Here is a 19135-nt window from a genome sequence, read left to right as displayed (position 1 = left end):
GAATCGGAAGGCATGCGATGACCTCGGAGTTGATGTTCTGGCGGGCGATGGCCGGCTACGCGGTGGCGCGGGCCCAGGCGCAGCGCGCCCGCCAACGCGCCGGACAGACCGAGCTGGGCGCGTCCGCCCTGGAGTGGGCGATCATCTCGGCGATCCTGGTCGCGGCCGCGCTGGCGATCGGCGTCGTGGTGAAGCGCGTGATCAGCAAGCGCACGTCCGAGATCGACCAGGGCTGACGTCCACCGTGCGGCGGCGTCCACCCCGGCGACGATCGGAGCGGGGGGTCAGCACACTCGAGCTGGCCATCCTCGCCCCGGCCATCCTGGCCCTGATCTTCGTCTCGATCCAGACCGCTCTCTGGCTGTACGGGCGGTCGGTGGCGCTGAACGCCGCGCAGGAAGGCGTTTCCCGCCTGCGGCTGGTGCAGCCGTCGGTCTACAGCGACGCGGTGGGGGAGAAGGTGCGCTCGGACATCCAGTCGTACGCCCAGCAGTTGGGCGGTACGACGCTGCAGAACACCGCCGTGCCGTTCCCGTCGTACAACAGCCCGGAAGGCATGGTCTCGTTCACCGTCACCGGTGACACCGTCTCGCTGGTGCCCGGTCTGAAGCTGAAGGTGAGCCGGACCGCCACCGGCCCGATCGAGCAGTTCCAGGCCGACAAGTGAGGTTCCGGACGATGCAGCCGCGGCGCCGCCCCCAGCGCGGCACGATGGCGCTGGAGATGGTGATCCTGGCGCCCGTGCTGCTGGCGCTGTTCATGTTCCTGCTCGCCTGCGGGCGGTACTTCCAGACCTCGTCGCTGCTGGAGAGCGCGGCTCGCGACGGTGCCCGTGGCGCCAGCCAGTCGCGGTCGGTGCAGGAGGCGCAGGGCCGCGTCGACGACGCGGTCAGTACGACGATGAGCCAGGCGGTGAAGTCCTGCAAGGAGACCGCGAGCGGCTCGATCACCACCGGGTTCGTTGCCGGGTCGCCGTTGTCGGTCGAGGTCACCTGCACGATCAACTACCGCGACCTGGGCCTGCTCGGGCTCGGCGGCGACACCAAGATCACCAAGCGCTTCACCTCGTCGCTCGACCCGTACCGGGGGGTGCGCGGTGCCGGATCCTGACCAGCTGAGGTCGCGGTTCGTCGAGTTCCTCCGGATCGACGCGCCGCGGCCGCACCGGCGGTTCGCCCGCGGCGCGCTCAGCCCCGCGGTGGCGATCCTCGCGGTGATGATCTTCACGCTGGCCGGCCTGGTGATCGACGGCGGCCGGCAGCTCGGCGCCCGGTCCCGCGCGGTCGGCTACGCGCAGGAGGCCGCCCGGGTCGGCGCGGCCGCCATCCAGCTGAACTCGGCCGAGGCGAAGATCGACACCACCAAGGCGGCCACCGCGATCGCCGGCTTCTGCGGCCAGGTGCAGAGCAACGACCCGACCGTCACCTCGTGCGGCCCGACCACGCTGACCGAGAAGGAGGTGGACATCCAGGTCGACATCCTGAACAAGACGACGTTCCTCGGCCTGATCGGCAAGCAGTCGCTGAAGGCGTCCGGCGTCGGCCAGGCACACGCCGAGCAGGGCGTCGACAAGGCCGACGACAGCCCGACGATCCCGCCGATCGTGGTGAACTCGTCGCCCGACGGCCCGGGCAACATCCCGATCACCACCGCGGTGCCGCCGACCATCGACCTGCCGTGCCCGACCTGGACCGTCGGCTCGCCGACACCGGTCTGGACCCTGACGCCGTTCCCGTTCCCGGCCACCTGCAAGCCGAACGTGACCCCGACGCCCACGCCCACGCCGGATCCGTCCGGCACGCCGAGCACGACGCCGACCACCCCGCCCAAGTCCGTGCCTACCGGCCGCCCCAAGCCCTCTAAGACGCCTCGGCGCTAGACAACGGAGGATCGTCTTCGTGCGTACGTTTGCCATCCCGGCCGCGGTGCTCTGCGGCGTCCTGCTGCTGAGTGCCTGCGGCAAGGACTCGAACGACGGCGGCCTCCCGGTCCCGGCCGGCGGCTCCGGTGCGACGACCTCGAGTACGCCGGCCACGCAGCCGACCGAGCCCCGCACGACCGCGACCGCGCCCGCGACCACCGCGCAACCGACCGCGCCGGCCGCCAAGCAGGTGGTCGTGCAGGCCGGGAACTTCGGGTCGAATCCCGCCGTCCAAGGCCTCGTGACCAGTTACCCGCTGTACTTCAAGGCGCTCGTCGACCGCGACGACACGATCCTGAAGCAGCGGTTCCCGTCGTTCTTCTACGCCGACGTGGCCCAGGGCATCGCCGACGCCAAGCGCAACGGCTGGGTGATGAAGCCGCCGGGCGGCGTGGTCGTGGTCGGTGTCGGCAGTACGCCGCAGGGCACCGTGACGGTGCAGACGTGCCGCTCGCAGAGCACGCAGTACTGGGACCCGAAGGCCCGGAACTGGACCGTCGCGGCGCCGCACGGGTCGCCCGAGGTGATCGAGATGGTGAAGACCGGGATGGGCTGGCTGCCGTACCGCCTGGTCACGAGCAAGGGCGTGAACTGTGCGGGCGTTCATTACCCGGTCTAGACCGGAATGCCGGAATTCAGGTTGCGAAGAGGTGACGGGGCACCGGGCAACGGGCATGATGCCCCTGGTCGAAGATAATCTGCCGGAAGACGAGTCTGGGGAGTGAGGATGCACAACCGGGTAGGCCGCACGCTGCTCGCCTTGAGCGCCGTTCTCGCACTACTGGTGGCAGTCCCCGCCACGACCGCCAACGCCGAGACGATCGTCACCGGCAACTCGGTCTGCAGCATGTACGTGAACTCGGTCGGCTTCGGCTCTTACTGCAGCTCCGGCCAGCCGTACCTCGGCGACGGTACGCCGCCGCCGACCTGGAAGGACCGGCTCGCGGGCCGGCCGTTCGTGCCGTGCCAGAATTTCGACATCCCCGACGGCGTCAAGTTGCCGAAGGCCCCGGACGGCAAGAAGTGGGTGCTCCGGGTGACGATCACGGACTACAACCTCGACACGTACAACGGCGGCGACAAGGCGCACCTCGAGCGCGCGTACATGCCGGTTGACCCGGCCGAGGAAGCGCAGTGCCCGTTCCCGGACTACATGAAGCAGTTCTGGTACGAGTTCCAGAGCAACTACCCGGAGCCGGCGCTGCAGATCATGCCGACGTACACGCCGCGGGTGAACATCCCGGCGTACTTCACGCTGACGCCGCAGAGCTCCGAGGTCTACGAGATCGACGGTACGACGAGCAGCTACTTCAGCCCGGGGCACAACCTGACCATGCGCGGCATGGTCGTGGAGATGACGATCGACCCCGGCGACGGCACCGCGCCGTTCAAGTGCATGGCCGGGACGACGCCGCTGGCCGACCCGACCGGGTACGACCAGACGAAGGACCCGTTCCACCAGCTCAACCCGTGTTTCCACAAGTACACGAAGTCCAGCGCGAGTCAGCCCGACGGGATGTACACGGTCAAGCTGACGATCACCTGGGAAGTGTCCTACTGGATCGGCAAGGACGTGGGCGGCTGGAAGCCGATCGGGCAGGCGAACGTCGACGCGGTGCAGCGGTTGCCGGTGCAGGAAGTCGAGGCCATTGGTGGCTGACATGGTGACTGATGGTGGGGGTATGGAGGAGCGATGGTAAGGACGAATGATCCGGTGCGCGCGGCGCGGCTGCCGCAGCGGCGGTCGACGAGTCCGGGCGCGGACCGGCTGAAGGGCTTCCTCGCGCTGCTCGCGATCCTCGCGATCGTCGGCGGCGTGCCATACGTGCTGCTGCGGTTCTTCGGTACGCCGTGGCCGGACAGCATGCCCACGAAGAGCATGCTGTTCAGCGAGCTGAGCATCCGGACCGTGCTGGGCATCATCGCGTTCTTCATCTGGATCGCCTGGCTGCACTTCGTGGTCTGCCTGATCGCGGAGGCGGTCGCGGAGGTCCGCGGCCACGGGCTGTCCCCACGGGTCCCGCTCGGCGGCGGCTCGCAGGTGCTGGCCCGGCGGCTGATCGGCACCGTCGTACTGATCGCGGCCGGCGCGGGCGTCAGCCTGCCGGTGGCGAGCGCGGTGACGACGAGCGGCCCGGTCGCCCCGACCGCGGTCACCGCGCGGCACAGTGCGCAGGAGTCCGCGTCGTCGCAGTTCCGCCAGACCGAGGCGTCCAGCACGATCCTCAGTGGCAGCAACCAGCAGGCCAAGAAGACCACCACCGGTGTGCGGACGAACCACGACCACCAGGGTCAGGTGATCAAGTACACCGAGGTGCGTCCGCCGCACGGCCGAAACTACGACTGTCTGTGGGACATCGCGGAGCGGCACCTCGGCGACGGCCGCCGGTACAAGGAGATCTACGACCTCAACAAGAACAAGCTGCAGCCGGACGGCCGCCGGCTGACCAACCCGGACCTGATCATGCCGGGCTGGCAGGTGCGGCTGCCGGCCGACGCCAAGGGCCCGGGCGTGCACACGGTCCGGGTCAGCATCGGCGACCACACGACGACGAACGAGACCAGGACCCACACCACCGAGACCCGGACGAAGACGACCGAGACCAAGACGACGGCGAAGCCGAAGGCTGCGGTCGACCACCGGACCGAGGCCGGGACGAACGGCCCGGGGCGCTACTCGGAGCAGGGTTCCGAGCAGGGGTCCTCGCTGGGGATCGTCAGCTCGACGACCGACCCGGGGGCGAAGAACGTCAAGCCGGGCGGCCCGAACGTGACGGCCGAGCCGCACATCCCGGGCACCGGGACGAACGCCCAGGGCGAGCCGGCCGGTGGCGGTACCCAGGTGCCGGTCGCGGCGCCGGTCGCGGCCCACAGCGGCATCAGCCTGCAGGAGGCCGGCATCTTCGGCTTCGGCGCGACGCTGCTCGCGGCCGGTCTGGCGATCGCGCTGAAGCGCCGCCGCGGCTGGGCGCAGGGCCCGGGACCGAAGGCGGCCGGTCAGCGGCAGACCGAGATCGACCTGCGGCTGGCGGCAGACGTACCGACCGCGCAGTTCGTGGACAACTCGCTGCGCAAGCTCGGCGCGGACATGACCCAGCTGGGGCGCCCGATGCCGAACGTCGTCGCCGCGCTGGTCACCGACCGGGCGCTGACCCTGGTCCTCGACCCGTACGAGGCGCAGCCCGCGCCGCCCGGTCCGTGGCAGGCGATCGCCGAGGGCACGCGCTGGACGCTGCGCCGCGGCTACGGCCCGGCGGGCGAGGTGGACGCGCCGGCGCCGTACCCGACGCTGGTCACGGTCGGCCAGAACGCCGACGGCGCGACGGTGCTGATCGACCTCGACACCGCGAACGGGATCGTCGCGTTCGGCGGCGTCACCAACGCGTCCCGCGACGTGGTCGGTTCGCTGGCCGTCGAGCTGGCCACCAACCTGTGGTCGGAGGGCGCGCACATCAGCATGGTCGGGTTCGGCGACGACCTGTCGTCGCTGTCGCCGAGCCGGCTCAGCTACTGGGTGCGGCTGGACGACGCGATGGGCGAGGTGGTCCGGCGGACCGAGGCGCAGGTGCAGGCCTGCCAGCGGCGGAACGCCGCCTCGGTCGCCGAGGCCAGGATGACGCACCCGGACGCGGCGCTGTGGGGCGCGGAGATCATCTTCGTGTCCGCGCCGCCGTCGCCGGAGGAGCAGGAGCAGCTGAACCGGCTGGCCGCGGACACCAAGCGGAGCATCTCGGTGGTCGTGGTCGGCGACGTACTGAACGCGCCGTGGCGGTTCGTGGTGGACGAGAAGAACCAGGCCGTCTGCCGGCTGCTCGGCCTCGAGGTCGAGGCGCACAGCATCAACCCGGAGCAGTTCGCGGACCTGGTGCAGCTGTTCGACGCGGCGGAGACGGACGCCCGCGACAAGCGCCGCGCGGAGCAGGACATGCCGGCCTACGAGTACTCGGCGATGGACCTGAGCCAGCCGGCCCCGGTCGAGGTCGACCTGCTCGGCCCGGTCGAGGTCGACGCCCGCGGCACGATCGACGAGGGGCGGATCGCGCTCGCGACCGAGATCGTCGCGTTCCTGGCCAGCCAGGACTACGGCGTACACCCGAACGTGCTGGCCGGTGCGATCTGGCCGCGCGGCATCAGCCAGGAACTGCGCGACTCGGCGCTCGACCACACCCGCCGCTGGGTCGGGGTGGACGCGATGTACGCCGACGAGTCCGGCCGCTGGATGCTGAACCGCAGCGTGGTCCGGGTCGACTGGGACGTGTTCCGGACGCTGGCCAAGCAGGCGTCGATGGTGGACGACCCGCGCGGCCCGCTGTCGACGGCGCTCAGCCTGGTGCACGGCCCCGCCTGGTCGAACCTGCCCGGCGGCCGCTACTCGTGGCTCGCCGCGTCCGGCATCGAGCGCCGGATGGTCGAGTCCGTCGTCGACGCCGCGCTGCGGCTGGCCGAGGCGTCCCTCGGCCACAACGACGGCAACCTGGCCCGCACCGCCCTGCAGACCGGCCTGAGCTTCTCGCCGGCCTCCGAGGAACTGTGGCGGGCCACCCTCCGGCTGGCGGCCCACTTCGGTACCACCGCCGACGTCACCAACGTCGCCGGCCAGATGTACGCCGCCCTCACCAAGCACGGCGCCCCCCGCGGCCCCGAAGCCGAGACCGACGCCCTGGTCGACGAACTCCTCCCCGGCTACCACCGCCCCGCCCAGGTCGCCTAGCACACCAACGGATATCCCCTGCTGTTACCGGTTCTCCGCCCTTGTAAAGACAGGAGAACCGGCAACAGCAGGGGATAACCCGTCGTGCGTTCAGGTGGGATGCCCGGAGTCGGGGAGCGTCAGAGGGTGCGGGCGGACCAGGTGTCGCAGGAGTTCATGTCGCCGGAGTCCATGCCGGCCTTGAACCACTTCATCCGCTGGGCGGCGGTGCCGTGGCTGAAGGACTCGGGGGTGACCTGGCCCTGGGTCTTCTGCTGGATGCGGTCGTCGCCGACCGATGCCGCCGCGTCCAGGCCGCGGGCGATGTCGTCCTGGGTGAGGTCGGTGATCAGCGGCTTGCCGTTCTTGCCGGGGACCGTGGTCGCGTGGTTGGTCCAGACGCCGGCCAGGCAGTCGGCCTGGAGCTCGGAGCGGACCGAGTCGGATGTCGGGCCGTTCCGGGTCTTGATCCGGTCGAGAATGCCGTACAGGTTCTGGATGTGGTGCCCGTACTCGTGCGCCACGACGTACGCCTCGGCGAACTCGCCGCCGCGGGCGCCGAGGTCGGTCTGCAGGGTCTGGAAGAAGCCGATGTCGAGGTACACCCGTTTGTCCGGCGGGCAGTAGAACGGGCCGACCGCGCTGGTCGCCGGGCCGCAGCCGGTGTTCACCGAGCCGTCGAAGACCCGCATCGCGGCCGGCGTGTACTTCTTGCCGCGCCGGGGGAGCTCGCTCGCCCAGAAGCTCTGGATCGAGTTCTGGTAGAAGACGAACCGGCAGTTCGAGTTCGACTGCAGGTCGGTGCCCTTCTTGCAGGAGCCGAGATTGCCTGCCGCCGTGTTCTGTGCCGCCGGCTCGTCACTGCCACCTCCGCCTGGCAGGCCGCCGTTCAGCAGCAGGATCACGACGAGCAGGATGATGCCGCCGATGCCGCCGCCGACCGGGATCACCCCGCCGGGCAGGCCACCGCGGCCGCCACCACCACTACCGCGGGTGTCCTCGACACCGCTGGTGTCGAGATCCGCGTCCGGATTGAATTTCACGGCACATACACTAGAGCAGCTAACCCCTGCCGGCCCCAGCGTAAGGACCTCTGCGTACCCCGATGATCACTGTTTCCAATCTCGAGGTCCGCGTCGGTGCCCGCCAGCTGCTGGCGCCCGCGTCGTTCCGGGTCGGCCCGGGGGACAAGGTCGGGCTGGTCGGCCGCAACGGGGCCGGCAAGACCACATTGACCAAGATCCTCGCCGGGGAGGGGCTGCCGGCCGCCGGGTCGGTGACGTCGTCGGGCGAGATCGGCTACCTGCCGCAGGACCCGCGCACCGGCGACCTCGACGTACTCGCCCGGGACCGGATCCTGTCCGCCCGCGGGCTGGACGACGTCGTCCGGCGGTTGCGGGGCGCCGAGAAGCAGATGGCGAGCACGGACGAGAAGACCCGCGCCAAAGGCATGCGGCGGTACGAGCGCGCCGAGGCGGACCTGCATGCGGCCGGCGGGTACGCCGCCGAGTCCGAAGCGGCCCGGATCGCCGCCAACCTCGGCCTCCCGGACCGGGTTCTCGGCCAGCCGCTGTCGACCCTGTCCGGCGGGCAGCGGCGCAGGGTCGAGCTGGCCCGGATCCTGTTCGCGCAGGCCGAGACGCTGCTGCTCGACGAGCCGACCAACCACCTGGACGCGGACTCGATCGTCTGGCTGCGGGACTTCCTGAAGTCGTACGCCGGCGGCGTGATCATGATCAGCCACGACGTGAACCTGCTCGAGGACACCGTCACCCGGGTCTTCCACCTGGACGCGAACCGGGCCGAGATCGACGTCTACAACGTCGGCTGGAAGGCGTACCTGAACCAGCGCGAGACCGACGAACGGCGCCGCAAGCGTGAGCGGGCGAACGCCGAGAAGAAGGCCACCCAGCTGGTCGACCAGGCGAACAAGATGCGCGCCAAGGCGACCAAGGCGGCCGCCGCCCAGCAGATGCTGCGGCGCGCCGAGCGACTGATGTCCTCGCTCGAGGACGAGCGTCAGGCCGACCGGGTCGCGAAGATCGCGTTCCCGACGCCGGCGCCGTGCGGCAAGACGCCGCTGATGGCGCGCGAGCTGTCGAAGTCGTACGGCTCGCTGGAGATCTTCACCGACGTCGACCTGGCGATCGACAAGGGCTCGCGGGTGGTCGTGCTCGGGCTGAACGGTGCCGGCAAGACCACGCTGCTGCGGATCCTCGGCGGGATCGAGAAGGCCGACACCGGCGAGATCATCGACGGCCACGGCCTCAAGCTCGGGTACTACGCCCAGGAGCACGAGACGCTCGACGTGAACCGGACCGTGCTGGAGAACATGAAGTCCGCCGCCCCGGACCTGAACGAGACCCAGGCGCGCAGCGTGCTCGGCTCGTTCCTGTTCACCGGCGACGACTCCGACAAGCCGGCCAGTGTGCTGTCCGGCGGCGAGAAGACCCGGCTCGCGCTGGCGACCCTGGTCGTGTCGGCGGCGAACGTGCTGCTGCTCGACGAGCCGACCAACAACCTCGACCCCGCGTCCCGCGCCGAGGTGCTGAACGCGATCCGCTCGTACACCGGCGCGATCGTCCTCGTCACGCACGACGAGGGCGCCGTCGAGGCGCTCGAGCCCGAGCGGGTCGTGCTGCTCCCGGACGGCGTCGAGGACCTCTGGACCAACGAGTACGCCGACCTGGTCTCGCTCGCCTGATTACTTCCGAGTAATATCCGGCGGTATGACTGGTCTGCGACTGAGTGTGGACGGGCCCGTGGCCCGGGTGGTGCTGGATCGGCCCGAGGTGCGGAACGCCCAGACGCCGCGGATGTGGAGCGAGCTGGCGGACTTCGGTACGTCGCTGCCGGACGACGTCCGGGTGGTGATCGTGTCGGGGGAGGGGCCGTCGTTCTCGGCCGGGCTCGACCGGCGGCTGATCATGGGCGAGAACGAGCTCGGCGAGGAGCCGCTGCTCAACCTCGGTGCCAAGCCGACCGGCGAGGTGCTGGAGCTGATCGCGCACTTCCAGTCCGGCTTCTCCTGGCTGCGGCGGCCGGAGTTCGTCAGCATCGCGGCCGTCCAGGGCCACGCGGTCGGCGCCGGTTTCCAGCTCGCGCTGGCCTGCGACCTGCGGGTGGTGACCCCGGACGCCCGGTTCAGCATGCGCGAGCCGTCGCTCGGCCTGGTCCCGGACCTCGGCGGCACGAAGCCGCTGGTCGAACTGGTCGGGTACTCCCGGGCGCTCGAGATCTGCGCGACCACCCGGTGGGTCGAGGCGGCCGAGGCGAAGGAGCTCGGCCTCGCGAACATCGTCGTACCGGCCGACGAGCTGGCGGCGACGGTCAAGGACCTGTCCGACGCGCTGCTCGGGCCGCTGCCGGGCGCGATCCGCGAGACCAAGGCGCTGCTCCTCGGTGCCGCGGACCGCTCGTACGACGACCAGCTCCGGGCCGAGCGGGAAGCTCAGGAACGCCGGCTGAAGGAGCTCATCGCCGCCTTCGGCTAGTGCCAGTTGCTCACGAGTACGTCGTTCGGGGCCGGCTCGCCCTTGCCGGTCTCGACGTACTGCTTGAGGCTCATCAGGAACGTCGCCCACTTGGTGCTGCAGTGGTACATGAACTCGACCGGCTCCCGCCAGCCCTCCTGCTTGAACAGGACGATCGTGAAGTCGTCGACCGTCGAGAGCGCGAAGCTGACGTGGGTGCCGATCCACTCCTCGGGTCCGCCGACGACCTCCCAGCGGATCAGCTCGGGGCTCGTCTCCAGGACCTTCATGTCGAAGCCGTCGCCACCCGCGCTGGCGAACCGGAACTCGATCACACCGTCGACGTCGCCGGTGGTGTCCACGGTCCACCAGCCGGCCAGCCCGTCGATCGTGGTCAGGGCGTCGTACACATCCTTGCTCGGGGCAACAATGCCCACGCGGTGCAGGATATCGCTCATCGGTACTACCTTTCCTTCCGTTCGATCGCCTCGGCGATCGTCTTGATCCGCTGCAGCCGCCGGTCCCAGGCATGGGTCACGTCGGACAGCTGGTTGATGGCGTGGGCGAGGCGGTCCTCGTCCACGGTGTAGCGGCGTTCCCGCCCGTACGGCGCGGAGTGCACCAGGCCGGCCCGGTCCAGGACGCCGAGGTGTTTCGCCACCGCCTGCCGGGTGACGGGCAGCCGCTCGCTGAGCCCGGTCGCCGTACCGCCGCCGTCCGCGAGCAGCAGGTCGAGCATCCGCCGCCGGGTCGGGTCGCCGATCGCCGACCAGAGCTCGTCGTCGATCACGGCCTGGCGACCAGCCGGGCGACGTACGGCGCGATCCGCGGCAGGTAGTAGTCCCAGCCGCTGGTGTGGTCGGCGAACAGCTCGTCGGACTTCCCGGCCTCGTCGAACCCGGTCTCGGCGAACCGGAGCAGCGTGCCGCCGGCCTCCGGGACCAGTTCGAAGGTGACCAGCACCGAGTTCCGCACGGTCGCGGCCTCGCCGTCGTAGTCCCAGCGGAACACGAACCGTCGCGGCGGCTCGGCCTCGAGCACCGTCAACGGCACCGACATGAGCCCCTCGGCCTGCCGGAACCCGACCGTGCCGGTGCCGCCCGGGACCGGCTTGTAGTCGGCCTCGTCCGGCCACCACTCGCGCAGGTGCTCCGGCGAGGTCACCACCTCGTAGACCACCTCCGGCGCGGCCTCGATCCGAATCTCCCGCTCGATGCTCCTGCTCATTGCCCCTGCCCCTTTCGCAACCTTTGGTTGCTCATGACTGTAGAGCACGCCGGGCCGATATGCAACCAAAGGTTGCGGGAAGCGTTCTCATCCCCGGAATGTTGAGATGATCTGTGAAAAGGGAGGCGGCGCGATGTCGATGATGGGCGGGATGGCTGCGGCCGGCTGGCGGCGGCAGGACGCGTCCGTCGTCGGACGCAAGCTGGCGAAGGGCACGGTCCGGCGGATCCTGAGGTTCGCGCGGCCGTTCCGCTGGCAGATCAGCGGCTTCCTGGTGCTGGTGATCGCGTCGGCGTTCCTGGTGATCGCGTCGCCGCTGCTGTTCAAGAAGATCGTCGACGACGGCATCACCAAGGGGAACGCCGGACTCGTGACGGCGCTCGCGCTCGTGGTCGCCGGACTCGCGGTCGTCGAGGCCGTGCTCGGCCTGGTGCAGCGCTCGTTCTCGGCGCGGATCGGTGAGGGTCTGATCTACGACCTGCGGACCAAGGTGTTCGCGCACGTGCAGCGGATGCCGGTCGCGTTCTTCACCCGGACCCAGACCGGCGCGCTGGTCTCCCGGCTGAACAACGACGTCATCGGTGCCCAGCAGGCCTTCACCACCACGCTGTCCGGCGTCGTCTCGAACATCATCAGCCTGATCCTCGTGGTCGGCGCCATGCTCGCGCTGAGCTGGCAGCTGACGCTGGTCGCGATCCTGCTGCTGCCGATCTTCCTGGTCCCGGCGCGCATCCTCGGCCGCCGGCTGGCCGCGATGACCCGCGAGCAGATGAACCTGAACGCCGAGATGTCGTCCGCGATGACCGAGCGGTTCAGCGTCGGCGGCGCGTTGCTGGTCACGCTGTTCGGCCACCCGGCGCTGGAGGAGCGCGACTTCGGCGAACGTGCCGGGCGGGTCCGCGACCTGGGTATCCGGATCGCGATGCTCGGCAGGGTGTTCTTCACCGCGCTGACGCTGGTCGCGGCCCTCGCGACGGCGCTGGTCTACGGCGTCGGCGGCAACCTGGCGGTCCGGCAGACGCTGACCGTCGGCACGCTGCTCGCCCTGGTCGCGCTGCTCGGCCGGTTGTACGGGCCGCTGACCGCGCTGTCGAACGTCCGCGTCGACGTGATGACCGCGCTGGTGTCCTTCGAGCGCGTCTTCGAGGTGCTCGACCTGGAGCCGATGATCAAGAACGCCCCCGACGCGCAGCCCTTGCCTGACGACGCCGCGAGCGTCGAGTTCGACCACGTCGCCTTCGCCTACCCGACCGCCGAACAGGTCTCGCTCGCCAGCCTGGAGTCCGTCGCGGTCCTCGACAAGCGCGCCTCCGCCCAGGTCCTCGAAGACGTGAGCTTCGTCGTCGAGCCCGGCCGGATGGTCGCCCTGGTCGGCCCGTCGGGCGCCGGCAAGACCACCATCACCAACTTGGTCGCCCGCCTGTATGACGTGACTGGGGGAGCGGTGCGTGTCGGCGGGTACGACGTTCGCGACGTCACCCTTCAGTCCCTCCACGACAGCATCGGCTATGTGACTCAGGACGCGCACATGTTCCACGACACGATCCGCGCGAACCTGCTGTACGCGAAGCCGGACGCCACCGAGGACGAGATGACGGCGGCGTTGCGGGCGGCGCAGATCTGGGAGCTGGTGTCGGCACTTCCCGACGGACTCGACACGGTCGTCGGCGACCGCGGGCACCGGTTGTCCGGTGGCGAACGGCAGCGGCTCGCGATCGCCCGGTTGTTGCTCAAGGCGCCGAAGATCGTCGTACTCGACGAGGCGACCGCGCACCTGGACTCCGAGTCCGAGGTCGCTGTCCAGCGGGCCCTGGACACCGCCCTCGAAGGCCGTACGTCGCTGGTCATCGCGCACCGGCTGTCCACGGTCCGCAACGCCGACCAGATCCTGGTCGTTGACCACGGCAACGTCATCGAACGCGGCACGCACGAGCAGCTGCTGGCGGCCGGCGGCGAGTACGCTGATCTGTACCACACGCAGTTCAAGGAGTCCGGCACAGCGGCAGGTGTCTGATGATCAAACTGGGGCTCGTCCTGGCAGCCGGGTACGCCGGCTACAAGGTCGCGTACCACTCCGAGGACGGCCGGCACTACGGCCGCACCGGTGAGCGCGCGATCAGGACGACCTTGTCGCTGCTGATCGCGAGCCTGGCCGCCGGCCTCACTTACGCGGTTCTGCTCCAGCACTAGACCGGGACTCGTGCTCCAGCAGGTGCAGCACGGGTACGCCGAGGTGCCGGCGGGCCGAGTTGGTCCAGTCCAGATGGAAGAACTCGGCCACGATGTGCGGCCGGGTCAGGATGATGACCTCCTGGCCCTGGCTGTGCCGCACGGTCGCGACCAGCGCGTCGATCGGCCGGTCGTGCGAGATCCCGCCCTCGGCGTGCTGCCCGAGATCGCGGAGCCGTTGCACGCTGCGGCCGCTGCAGCCCTTGGCCTCGGAGTCGATCGCCCGTTGCGCCTCCTGCAGGTCCTCGCGCTGACCGGCGAGGCCCGGTCCGTAGAGGTCCGCCGTACCGAGCGCGCTGATCGACGCCTCGACGCCTGCCTCCGCGTTGTGGCAGGGCACGAGCACGTGGTACGTGACCGGCTCGGGCATGTCCTGATGGAGTTCGACGACGCGTTTCGCGTCCGGCTCGGACAGTTCCTGTTCGACAAGCAGTACGACGTCGTACATCGTGCCACCTCCGCTGACCAGTCGGTATACCCCCATAGTGCCCCCGACCGGCCCCAAAGTATTCACCTGGATCGTTGCAGTCTGCGGTGTCCGTACGTCCGCAGCGCGCGGAGCAGGTCGACCTCGCGGAAGGCCGGCCAGTACAGGTCGCAGAACTCGATCTCCGAGTCGGTCGCCTGCCAGAGCAGGAAGTCCGACATCCGCAGCTCGCCGCTGGTCCGGATCACCAGGTCGGGATCGGGCAGGCCGGGCACGTACAGGTGCCGGCCGATCTCCCGTTCGCTCAGCGTGTCCGCGACCTCCTCGAGCGACCGCCCGTCCGCCGCCGCGTCGTCGAGCAGCTCCCGCACGGCGTCCACCACCTCCAGGCGCCCGGAGTAGCCGATGGCCAGCGTCAGATCACCGGCCGCACGGTCCCGGCTGAGTTCGACGGCCTCCTTCAGCGCCCTGGCTGTTGAGTCGGGCAACAAATCCAGCTGGCCCGCGACATGCAGCCGCCAGCGGTGGTCCCGCCGCGCGTGCTCGGCGAGCACGCTCTCCGTCAGCTCCATCAGGTAGTCGACCTCGGCCGAGTCGCGCTTGCGCATGTTGTCGGCCGACGCGACCCAGGCCGTCACACAGGTGATCCCGGCGTCGGCGCACCACTGCAGGAACTGCTCCAGGTGCTGGGCTCCGAAACGGTGCCCGACCCGTACGTCGTCGTACCCCGCGCCGCGCGCCCAGCGACGGTTGCCGTCCATCACGATGGCGACGTGACGCGGCGTCGGTAGGTCTTTCAGCCGGCGCCGGAGGCGGCGCTTGTACAGGGAGTAGAGCATCAGCGTCGCGCGCTCGAGAGTACGTCGGCCAGGTCGAACTTCACCGGCTCCTCCAGCTGCTCGTACGTGCAGGACTCCGGCGTCCGGTCCGGGCGCCAGCGGACGAACTGCGCGGTGTGCCGGAACCGGATCCCTTCCATGTGGTCGTACCGCACCTCGACCACGCGCTCCGGGCGCAGCGGGGTGAACGACAGGTCCTTGCCCGCCTGCCAGCGCGAGCCCTCGGCGTTCCGCGGCGTACGGACGCCTTCCTCTTGTTTCGCCCACGCCCACGGGTGGTCGTCGAACGTCGTGACCAGCGACTGCAGCTCGGCGAACAGCTCCTTGCGGCGCTCCATCGGGAACGCGCCGATCACGCCGACGCTGGCGAGCGTGCCGTCGCCGTTGTACAGCCCGAGCAGCAGCGAGCCGATCCGGTCCGGGCCGCTCTTGTGCAGGCGGTACCCGGCGACGACGCAGTCCGCCGTACGCTCCGGCTTGATCTTGAACATCACCCGCTTGTCCGGCTGGTACGTGCCGTCGAGCGGCTTGGCGATCAGCCCGTCCAGGCCGGCGCCCTCGAACTGCTCGAACCACCGCGCCGCGGTGTCGTGGTCGGCGGTCGCCGGCGTGACGTGGATCGGCTCCTTCGCGCCGGCCAACGCCTCGAGCAGCGCCGTACGGCGTTCCGCGAACGGGCGCTCGGTGTAGTCGTCGTCACCGAGTGCCAGCAGGTCGAACGCGACGAACCGGGCCGGTGTCTTCTCGGACAGCATGTTCACCCGGCTCGCGGCCGGGTGGATGCGCTGCTGCAGCACCTCGAAGTCGAGCCGGTCGCCGGACTCGCCGATCACGACGATCTCGCCGTCGATCGCGCAGCGCTCCGGCAGGTTGGCCTTCACCGCCTCGACCAGCTCGGGGAAGTACCGCGTCATCGGCTTCTCGTTCCGGCTGCCGATCTCCACCTCGTCGCCGTCGCGGAAGATGATCGACCGGAACCCGTCCCACTTCGGCTCGTAGGACAGGTCTCCGCGCGGAATCTCCTTCACCGGCTTGGCGAGCATCGGCTTGACCGGCGGCATCACTGGCAGTCGCATCCTGCCATTCTGGCCCACGCCTCAGACACTTCCCAGGTGGACTAGACGCGAGTTGCCTCGGACAATGCCTGTATGAGCTCGCTCGGGGTGGGTACGCGTCCGTCGGACGCGGAGCGTGACCACGCGCTCTCGGTCCTCCGCGACGGCGCCGGCTCCGGCCGCCTCTCGCACGACACGTTCGTCCGCCGGATGAACGTCGTACTCCGCGCTCAGACCCATGGCGAACTCGCCGACGTCCTCCGCGACCTGCCCCGCCGCGAGTCGCGCTTCACCACGGTCACCCGCAACCTGCGTGAGAAGCTCCCGCGCCTCACGCTGGACCGTCCGTCCCGCAGCGTCCCGCGGTGGGACGTGCTGGCCCGCCTGTCGCTGGTCCGGAAGACACCCACGCAGGCACCGCCCGCGCTGGCGCTGCCCGCGCCCGGATCTCCTACCGTGCGAGTGGGCCGCGGCCCCGGCGCGACGCTGCGGCTGGGGGATGTGACCGTCTCCCGGTTCCACGCCGAGCTGCGGTACGTCGGGGACGGCTGGCTGCTGCGGGATCTCGGATCGATGAACGGGACCTGCGTGAACGACCTCCGGATCACGACCACGGTCCGCGTACGCCCAGGGGACCGGGTCAGCTTCGGAGCGGTCAGCTTCACGTTGACGCAACAGCCGTAAGGACTTGCATCCTGTACTTGGGTACAGGTTTACCGTCGACTCATGGACGTACCGGAAGCCTGCACCCTGCCGACCGCGGAGCAGCCGCTCCGGATCGCCGAGTTCAGTGAGTTGTTCGCCAATCACCTCCAGCGCGCGGAACGCCTCGACTCCCGCACCCTCGATCTCACCCTCGACCCCGACGCCCACGACACCACAGCCGACCTCATCGCCCGTGAGTCCGAGTGCTGCTCGTTCTTCACCTTCACCCTCACCGGCGCCACCACCCTCCGCATCACCGTCCCCCCGACCCACGCCGCCGTACTCGACGGCTTCCCCCAATGAGAACCGCCGAACTCGCGGCCGCCGCCGGCGTCAACCTGCAAACGGTCAGGTACTACGAACGCCGCGGCCTGCTCGACGAACCGGACCGCAGCCTCGGCGGCCATCGCGTCTACCCGGCCGAAGCGGTCACCACGCTGCGCGTGATCAAGGCCGCGCAACGCCTGGGCTTCACGCTCGCCGAGGTCTCCGAGCTGCTCGCCGCGGCGAGACATCGCCACCGCCGCGGCGAGGGAGCCGGACTGCAGGCGCGGGCCCAGGAGAAACTGGTGGACGTGGAAGCCAAGATCGCCGACCTGACGGTCATCGCCGAGACCCTGCGCGCCGGGATCGCCGCCGGCTGCGACGACCTGGAGACCTGCGCGGGTGACCCGTCCTGCCCGCTGCCGTTCGCCGCACTGGGCGGCCAGGCGTGACCGTACTGCGTTCGATCCTGCTGTTCGTCCTCGCCGCGATCGCCGAGATCGGCGGCGCCTGGCTGATCTGGCAGGGCTGGCGCGAACACCGCGGCGTGCTCTGGATCGCGGCGGGAATAGTTGCCCTAGGCGCCTACGGCTTCGTCGCCACCTTCCAGCCCGACCCCAACTTCGGCCGCATCCTCGCCGCGTACGGCGGCATCTTCGTCGCCGGCTCCCTAGCCTGGGGCATGCTCGTCGACCACTTCAAACCCGACCGCTACGACCTCACCGGCGCAGCCATCTGCCTCCTCGGCGTAGCCGTCATCATGTACGCCCCGCGCACCGGTGCCTAGTGAAAGCTGGAGAAGTTGCGGTGAAGGACTTGAAGCCGTTCCTGGTCCTGGCGGAGGCGGTGGCGGAGGGGCGGTTGTCGGCGGGTGAGTTCATGCGGATCTGTCTGCCGTTGTTCAAGTACACGCCGGGACGGTTCAAGTCGTCAGAGCATTTCCACGCTGCGCAGGACCTGTTCTTCGTGGCGGACGATTTGGGAGAGTCCGGGGGAGACGCCGTCGGATTTGCTGACGGCCGAGCAGGTGCGGGAGAAGACGGCGGCGATCGCCGTCCGGATGCGTTCGCTGCTGGAGGTGTGATGCGGCAAGCGGAGAGTTTCGTGTCGTTGGCGGAGGCGGTGGGGGACGGGCGGTTGTCGGCGGCGGAGTTCAAGGTGTTGTGCCGGCCGTTGTTCAGATTCTCGCGGTGTCACTTCTTGTCGCGTGCGGAGTACGTCGCCGCGCGGGACCTGTTCTTCGTGTCCGACAGCCCGACGACACCACAGCCTGAAGCGGGCCTTGCGTGATCGTTAGGTGAAGAGGACGACTTTGCCGGTGGTTGCTCTGGTCTCGAGAGCACGGTGGGCGGCTGCTGCTTCGGAGAGGGGGAAGGTGGTGGTGAGGGCTTGCCAGCGGCCGGTGGTGGTTTCTTCGAGGGCGGCTGATTCGAGTTCGCGGAGGCGGCTGGTCAGTTTGGCGCCGAGGGCCCAGCCGACGGTGAGGCCGCGGGTCATCAGGTCCTCGTGGGTGAACTCGATCGGGCCGCCGCCCGACCAGCCGAACAGGAACGCGCGGCCGCCGGGGCCGAGCAGGTCGAACGCCTGCTGGCCGTTGGTGCCGCCAACGCCGTCCAGCAGGACCGTGATCTCCTGGCCGTCCAGCGCGTCCTTCAGCGCCTGAGCCCAATCCGGGTCCCGGTAGTCAACCGCGTACTGCGCTCCGAGCGAGCGCACGGCCTCGACCTTCGATGGGCCCCCGGCGAGGCCGATCGCGACCGCGCCGACGTTCCGCGCCGTCTGGATCAGGTAGCTGCCGATGCCGCCGGCGGCGGACGTCACGAGTACGACGTCCTCCATCGTCAGGCGAGCCTGCTGGAGGATGCCGGCCGTCGTACGCCCGGTGCCGATGGTGGCGACCGCCTGTGCGGCGTCGACGTGGTCCGCGAGTTCGTACAGCGACTCGACCTTCGCGACCGCGAGTTCGGCGTAGCCGCCGGGGACCATGCCGAGGTGTACGACGACGCGCTTGCCGATCCACGACCGGTCCACACCCGGGCCGGCCTCGCGCACCCGGCCGGCGACCTCGCGGCCCGGGATCGTGGGCAGGTCGGGTACCGGGATCGGGCTGCCGCCGGTGGCCCCGGCGCGGATCATCGTGTCGACGAGGTGGACGCCGGCGGCCTCGACCTCGATGAGCACGGTCCCGGCGGCCGGCACCGGGTCCGGGACCTCCTCGTACACCAGGTTCTCCGCCGGTCCGAATGCATGCAGTCTGATCGCTTTCACACCGAGAACGCTAGAACCTCAACATTTGTTGAGGTCA

Annotated in this window: 24 protein-coding genes; 16 read left to right on the top strand and 8 right to left on the bottom strand. The window is 69.8% G+C overall.

All coding sequences use genetic code 11. The annotated features are described in order from the left end of the window. Positions 1 to 17 precede the first annotated feature (17 nt). From ACQHIV_RS12070 to ACQHIV_RS12040, 7 genes are all read left to right on the top strand, one after another. Positions 18 to 236: a hypothetical protein gene (locus ACQHIV_RS12070; RefSeq protein ID WP_209699881.1), complete on the top strand. Its 219-nt coding sequence runs from the start codon at positions 18 to 20 to the stop codon at positions 234 to 236. An 8-nt stretch (positions 237 to 244) separates the two neighbouring features. After that, entirely contained in the window at positions 245 to 667 is a 423-nt protein-coding gene (locus ACQHIV_RS12065) for a TadE/TadG family type IV pilus assembly protein (RefSeq protein WP_427893700.1), read from the top strand. A gap of 11 nt (positions 668 to 678) precedes the next feature. Then, a complete protein-coding gene (locus ACQHIV_RS12060) occupies positions 679 to 1110 on the top strand; it encodes a TadE/TadG family type IV pilus assembly protein (RefSeq protein ID WP_427893698.1) in 432 nt (143 codons plus the stop codon). Next, complete coding sequence (locus ACQHIV_RS12055; protein WP_427893696.1) at positions 1097 to 1879, top strand: TadE/TadG family type IV pilus assembly protein; 783 nt, start codon at positions 1097 to 1099, stop codon at positions 1877 to 1879. Before ACQHIV_RS12060 ends, ACQHIV_RS12055 begins: the two co-directional genes overlap by 14 nt. A gap of 19 nt (positions 1880 to 1898) precedes the next feature. Beyond that, positions 1899 to 2540 (top strand): hypothetical protein, encoded by a 642-nt coding sequence (locus tag ACQHIV_RS12050; RefSeq protein ID WP_427893694.1) that lies wholly within the window; start codon positions 1899 to 1901, stop codon positions 2538 to 2540. 108 nt (positions 2541 to 2648) lie between these two features. Beyond that, positions 2649 to 3581: a hypothetical protein gene (locus tag ACQHIV_RS12045; protein ID WP_427893693.1), complete on the top strand. Its 933-nt coding sequence runs from the start codon at positions 2649 to 2651 to the stop codon at positions 3579 to 3581. A 33-nt stretch (positions 3582 to 3614) separates the two neighbouring features. Further along, positions 3615 to 6632, top strand: coding sequence for a hypothetical protein (locus ACQHIV_RS12040; RefSeq protein ID WP_427893691.1), 3018 nt, complete (start codon positions 3615 to 3617; stop codon positions 6630 to 6632). A gap of 119 nt (positions 6633 to 6751) precedes the next feature. Here ACQHIV_RS12040 and ypfJ read toward each other — a convergent pair whose 3' ends face one another. After that, positions 6752 to 7654: a KPN_02809 family neutral zinc metallopeptidase gene (ypfJ, locus tag ACQHIV_RS12035; RefSeq protein ID WP_427893690.1), complete on the bottom strand. Its 903-nt coding sequence runs from the start codon at positions 7652 to 7654 to the stop codon at positions 6752 to 6754. Positions 7655 to 7716: 62 nt separating this feature from the next. On the opposite strand from ypfJ, the gene ACQHIV_RS12030 reads away from it, so the two are divergent. Both ACQHIV_RS12030 and ACQHIV_RS12025 read left to right on the top strand, forming a co-directional pair. Next, positions 7717 to 9315, top strand: a complete 1599-nt coding sequence (locus ACQHIV_RS12030; RefSeq protein ID WP_427893689.1) for an ABC-F family ATP-binding cassette domain-containing protein — start codon at positions 7717 to 7719, stop codon at positions 9313 to 9315. Positions 9316 to 9340: 25 nt separating this feature from the next. Continuing rightward, a complete protein-coding gene (locus tag ACQHIV_RS12025) occupies positions 9341 to 10105 on the top strand; it encodes an enoyl-CoA hydratase/isomerase family protein (RefSeq protein WP_427893687.1) in 765 nt (254 codons plus the stop codon). Here ACQHIV_RS12025 and ACQHIV_RS12020 read toward each other — a convergent pair. Genes ACQHIV_RS12020 through ACQHIV_RS12010 form a run of 3 tightly spaced genes read right to left on the bottom strand, consistent with a single transcriptional unit; the run spans position 10102 to position 11311 of the window. After that, positions 10102 to 10542, bottom strand: coding sequence for an SRPBCC family protein (locus ACQHIV_RS12020; RefSeq protein ID WP_427893685.1), 441 nt, complete (start codon positions 10540 to 10542; stop codon positions 10102 to 10104). The two genes, ACQHIV_RS12025 and ACQHIV_RS12020, sit on opposite strands and share 4 nt — an antisense overlap. Before the next feature lie 5 nt (positions 10543 to 10547). Beyond that, positions 10548 to 10874 carry an ArsR/SmtB family transcription factor gene (locus ACQHIV_RS12015; protein WP_344196529.1) on the bottom strand — a complete coding sequence of 109 codons (327 nt, stop codon included), beginning with the start codon at positions 10872 to 10874 and terminating at the stop codon, positions 10548 to 10550. Next, entirely contained in the window at positions 10871 to 11311 is a 441-nt protein-coding gene (locus ACQHIV_RS12010; RefSeq protein ID WP_427893683.1) for an SRPBCC domain-containing protein, read from the bottom strand. The genes ACQHIV_RS12015 and ACQHIV_RS12010 overlap by 4 nt, the downstream gene beginning before the upstream one ends. 139 nt (positions 11312 to 11450) lie before the next feature. Here ACQHIV_RS12010 and ACQHIV_RS12005 point away from each other — a divergent pair, with 139 nt between their 5' ends. Continuing rightward, entirely contained in the window at positions 11451 to 13325 is a 1875-nt protein-coding gene (locus ACQHIV_RS12005; RefSeq protein ID WP_427896466.1) for an ABC transporter ATP-binding protein, read from the top strand. Continuing rightward, entirely contained in the window at positions 13325 to 13501 is a 177-nt protein-coding gene (locus tag ACQHIV_RS12000) for a hypothetical protein (RefSeq protein ID WP_427893681.1), read from the top strand. Before ACQHIV_RS12005 ends, ACQHIV_RS12000 begins: the two co-directional genes overlap by 1 nt. Here ACQHIV_RS12000 and ACQHIV_RS11995 read toward each other — a convergent pair. From ACQHIV_RS11995 to ACQHIV_RS11985, 3 genes are all read right to left on the bottom strand, one after another. Then, on the bottom strand, positions 13473 to 13988 hold the full coding sequence (locus ACQHIV_RS11995) for a hypothetical protein (RefSeq protein WP_427893679.1): 516 nt from the start codon (positions 13986 to 13988) through the stop codon (positions 13473 to 13475). The two genes, ACQHIV_RS12000 and ACQHIV_RS11995, sit on opposite strands and share 29 nt — an antisense overlap. Positions 13989 to 14050: 62 nt before the next feature. Next, on the bottom strand, positions 14051 to 14806 hold the full coding sequence (uppS, locus tag ACQHIV_RS11990) for a polyprenyl diphosphate synthase (protein ID WP_427893677.1): 756 nt from the start codon (positions 14804 to 14806) through the stop codon (positions 14051 to 14053). After that, a complete protein-coding gene (locus ACQHIV_RS11985; protein WP_427893676.1) occupies positions 14806 to 15882 on the bottom strand; it encodes an ATP-dependent DNA ligase in 1077 nt (358 codons plus the stop codon). Before ACQHIV_RS11985 ends, uppS begins: the two co-directional genes overlap by 1 nt. A gap of 72 nt (positions 15883 to 15954) precedes the next feature. Here ACQHIV_RS11985 and ACQHIV_RS11980 point away from each other — a divergent pair, with 72 nt between their 5' ends. From ACQHIV_RS11980 to ACQHIV_RS11960, 5 genes are read left to right on the top strand one after another with little or no spacing between them, the layout of a single operon-like run. Further along, a complete protein-coding gene (locus ACQHIV_RS11980; protein ID WP_427893674.1) occupies positions 15955 to 16545 on the top strand; it encodes an FHA domain-containing protein in 591 nt (196 codons plus the stop codon). Positions 16546 to 16587: 42 nt separating this feature from the next. Then, the gene (locus ACQHIV_RS11975) at positions 16588 to 16869 is read left to right on the top strand and encodes a hypothetical protein (protein WP_427893672.1); all 282 of its coding nucleotides are present in this window, start codon (positions 16588 to 16590) and stop codon (positions 16867 to 16869) included. Further along, entirely contained in the window at positions 16866 to 17282 is a 417-nt protein-coding gene (locus ACQHIV_RS11970; RefSeq protein WP_427893670.1) for a MerR family transcriptional regulator, read from the top strand. The genes ACQHIV_RS11975 and ACQHIV_RS11970 overlap by 4 nt, the downstream gene beginning before the upstream one ends. Further along, entirely contained in the window at positions 17279 to 17617 is a 339-nt protein-coding gene (locus tag ACQHIV_RS11965) for a YnfA family protein (RefSeq protein ID WP_427893668.1), read from the top strand. Before ACQHIV_RS11970 ends, ACQHIV_RS11965 begins: the two co-directional genes overlap by 4 nt. Positions 17618 to 17637: 20 nt before the next feature. Further along, the gene (locus ACQHIV_RS11960) at positions 17638 to 18120 is read left to right on the top strand and encodes a hypothetical protein (RefSeq protein WP_427893666.1); all 483 of its coding nucleotides are present in this window, start codon (positions 17638 to 17640) and stop codon (positions 18118 to 18120) included. A 3-nt stretch (positions 18121 to 18123) separates the two neighbouring features. Here ACQHIV_RS11960 and ACQHIV_RS11955 read toward each other — a convergent pair whose 3' ends face one another. Continuing rightward, the gene (locus tag ACQHIV_RS11955) at positions 18124 to 19098 is read right to left on the bottom strand and encodes a zinc-binding dehydrogenase (protein ID WP_427893664.1); all 975 of its coding nucleotides are present in this window, start codon (positions 19096 to 19098) and stop codon (positions 18124 to 18126) included. Between the last annotated feature and the right edge of the window lie 37 nt (positions 19099 to 19135).

Origin of the sequence: Kribbella polygonati (genome assembly GCF_050320105.1) — a bacterium.
Taxonomy (GTDB): domain Bacteria; phylum Actinomycetota; class Actinomycetes; order Propionibacteriales; family Kribbellaceae; genus Kribbella.
Note: the sequence above shows the minus strand (reverse complement) of the source record. Positions and strands in the feature narration are given on the sequence as shown.

Coding starts and splice junctions, on each gene's coding strand:
- ACQHIV_RS12070 (WP_209699881.1), top strand. CDS start 18: ATGACCTCGGAGTTGATGTTCTGGCGGGCGATGGCCGGCTACGCGGTG.
- ACQHIV_RS12060 (WP_427893698.1), top strand. CDS start 679: ATGCAGCCGCGGCGCCGCCCCCAGCGCGGCACGATGGCGCTGGAGATG.
- ACQHIV_RS12045 (WP_427893693.1), top strand. CDS start 2,649: ATGCACAACCGGGTAGGCCGCACGCTGCTCGCCTTGAGCGCCGTTCTC.
- ACQHIV_RS12040 (WP_427893691.1), top strand. CDS start 3,615: ATGGTAAGGACGAATGATCCGGTGCGCGCGGCGCGGCTGCCGCAGCGG.
- ACQHIV_RS12030 (WP_427893689.1), top strand. CDS start 7,717: ATGATCACTGTTTCCAATCTCGAGGTCCGCGTCGGTGCCCGCCAGCTG.
- ACQHIV_RS12025 (WP_427893687.1), top strand. CDS start 9,341: ATGACTGGTCTGCGACTGAGTGTGGACGGGCCCGTGGCCCGGGTGGTG.
- ACQHIV_RS12020 (WP_427893685.1), bottom strand. CDS start 10,542: ATGAGCGATATCCTGCACCGCGTGGGCATTGTTGCCCCGAGCAAGGAT.
- ACQHIV_RS12010 (WP_427893683.1), bottom strand. CDS start 11,311: ATGAGCAGGAGCATCGAGCGGGAGATTCGGATCGAGGCCGCGCCGGAG.
- ACQHIV_RS12005 (WP_427896466.1), top strand. CDS start 11,451: ATGATGGGCGGGATGGCTGCGGCCGGCTGGCGGCGGCAGGACGCGTCC.
- ACQHIV_RS12000 (WP_427893681.1), top strand. CDS start 13,325: ATGATCAAACTGGGGCTCGTCCTGGCAGCCGGGTACGCCGGCTACAAG.
- ACQHIV_RS11995 (WP_427893679.1), bottom strand. CDS start 13,988: ATGTACGACGTCGTACTGCTTGTCGAACAGGAACTGTCCGAGCCGGAC.
- uppS (WP_427893677.1), bottom strand. CDS start 14,806: ATGCTCTACTCCCTGTACAAGCGCCGCCTCCGGCGCCGGCTGAAAGAC.
- ACQHIV_RS11985 (WP_427893676.1), bottom strand. CDS start 15,882: ATGCGACTGCCAGTGATGCCGCCGGTCAAGCCGATGCTCGCCAAGCCG.
- ACQHIV_RS11980 (WP_427893674.1), top strand. CDS start 15,955: ATGAGCTCGCTCGGGGTGGGTACGCGTCCGTCGGACGCGGAGCGTGAC.
- ACQHIV_RS11975 (WP_427893672.1), top strand. CDS start 16,588: ATGGACGTACCGGAAGCCTGCACCCTGCCGACCGCGGAGCAGCCGCTC.
- ACQHIV_RS11970 (WP_427893670.1), top strand. CDS start 16,866: ATGAGAACCGCCGAACTCGCGGCCGCCGCCGGCGTCAACCTGCAAACG.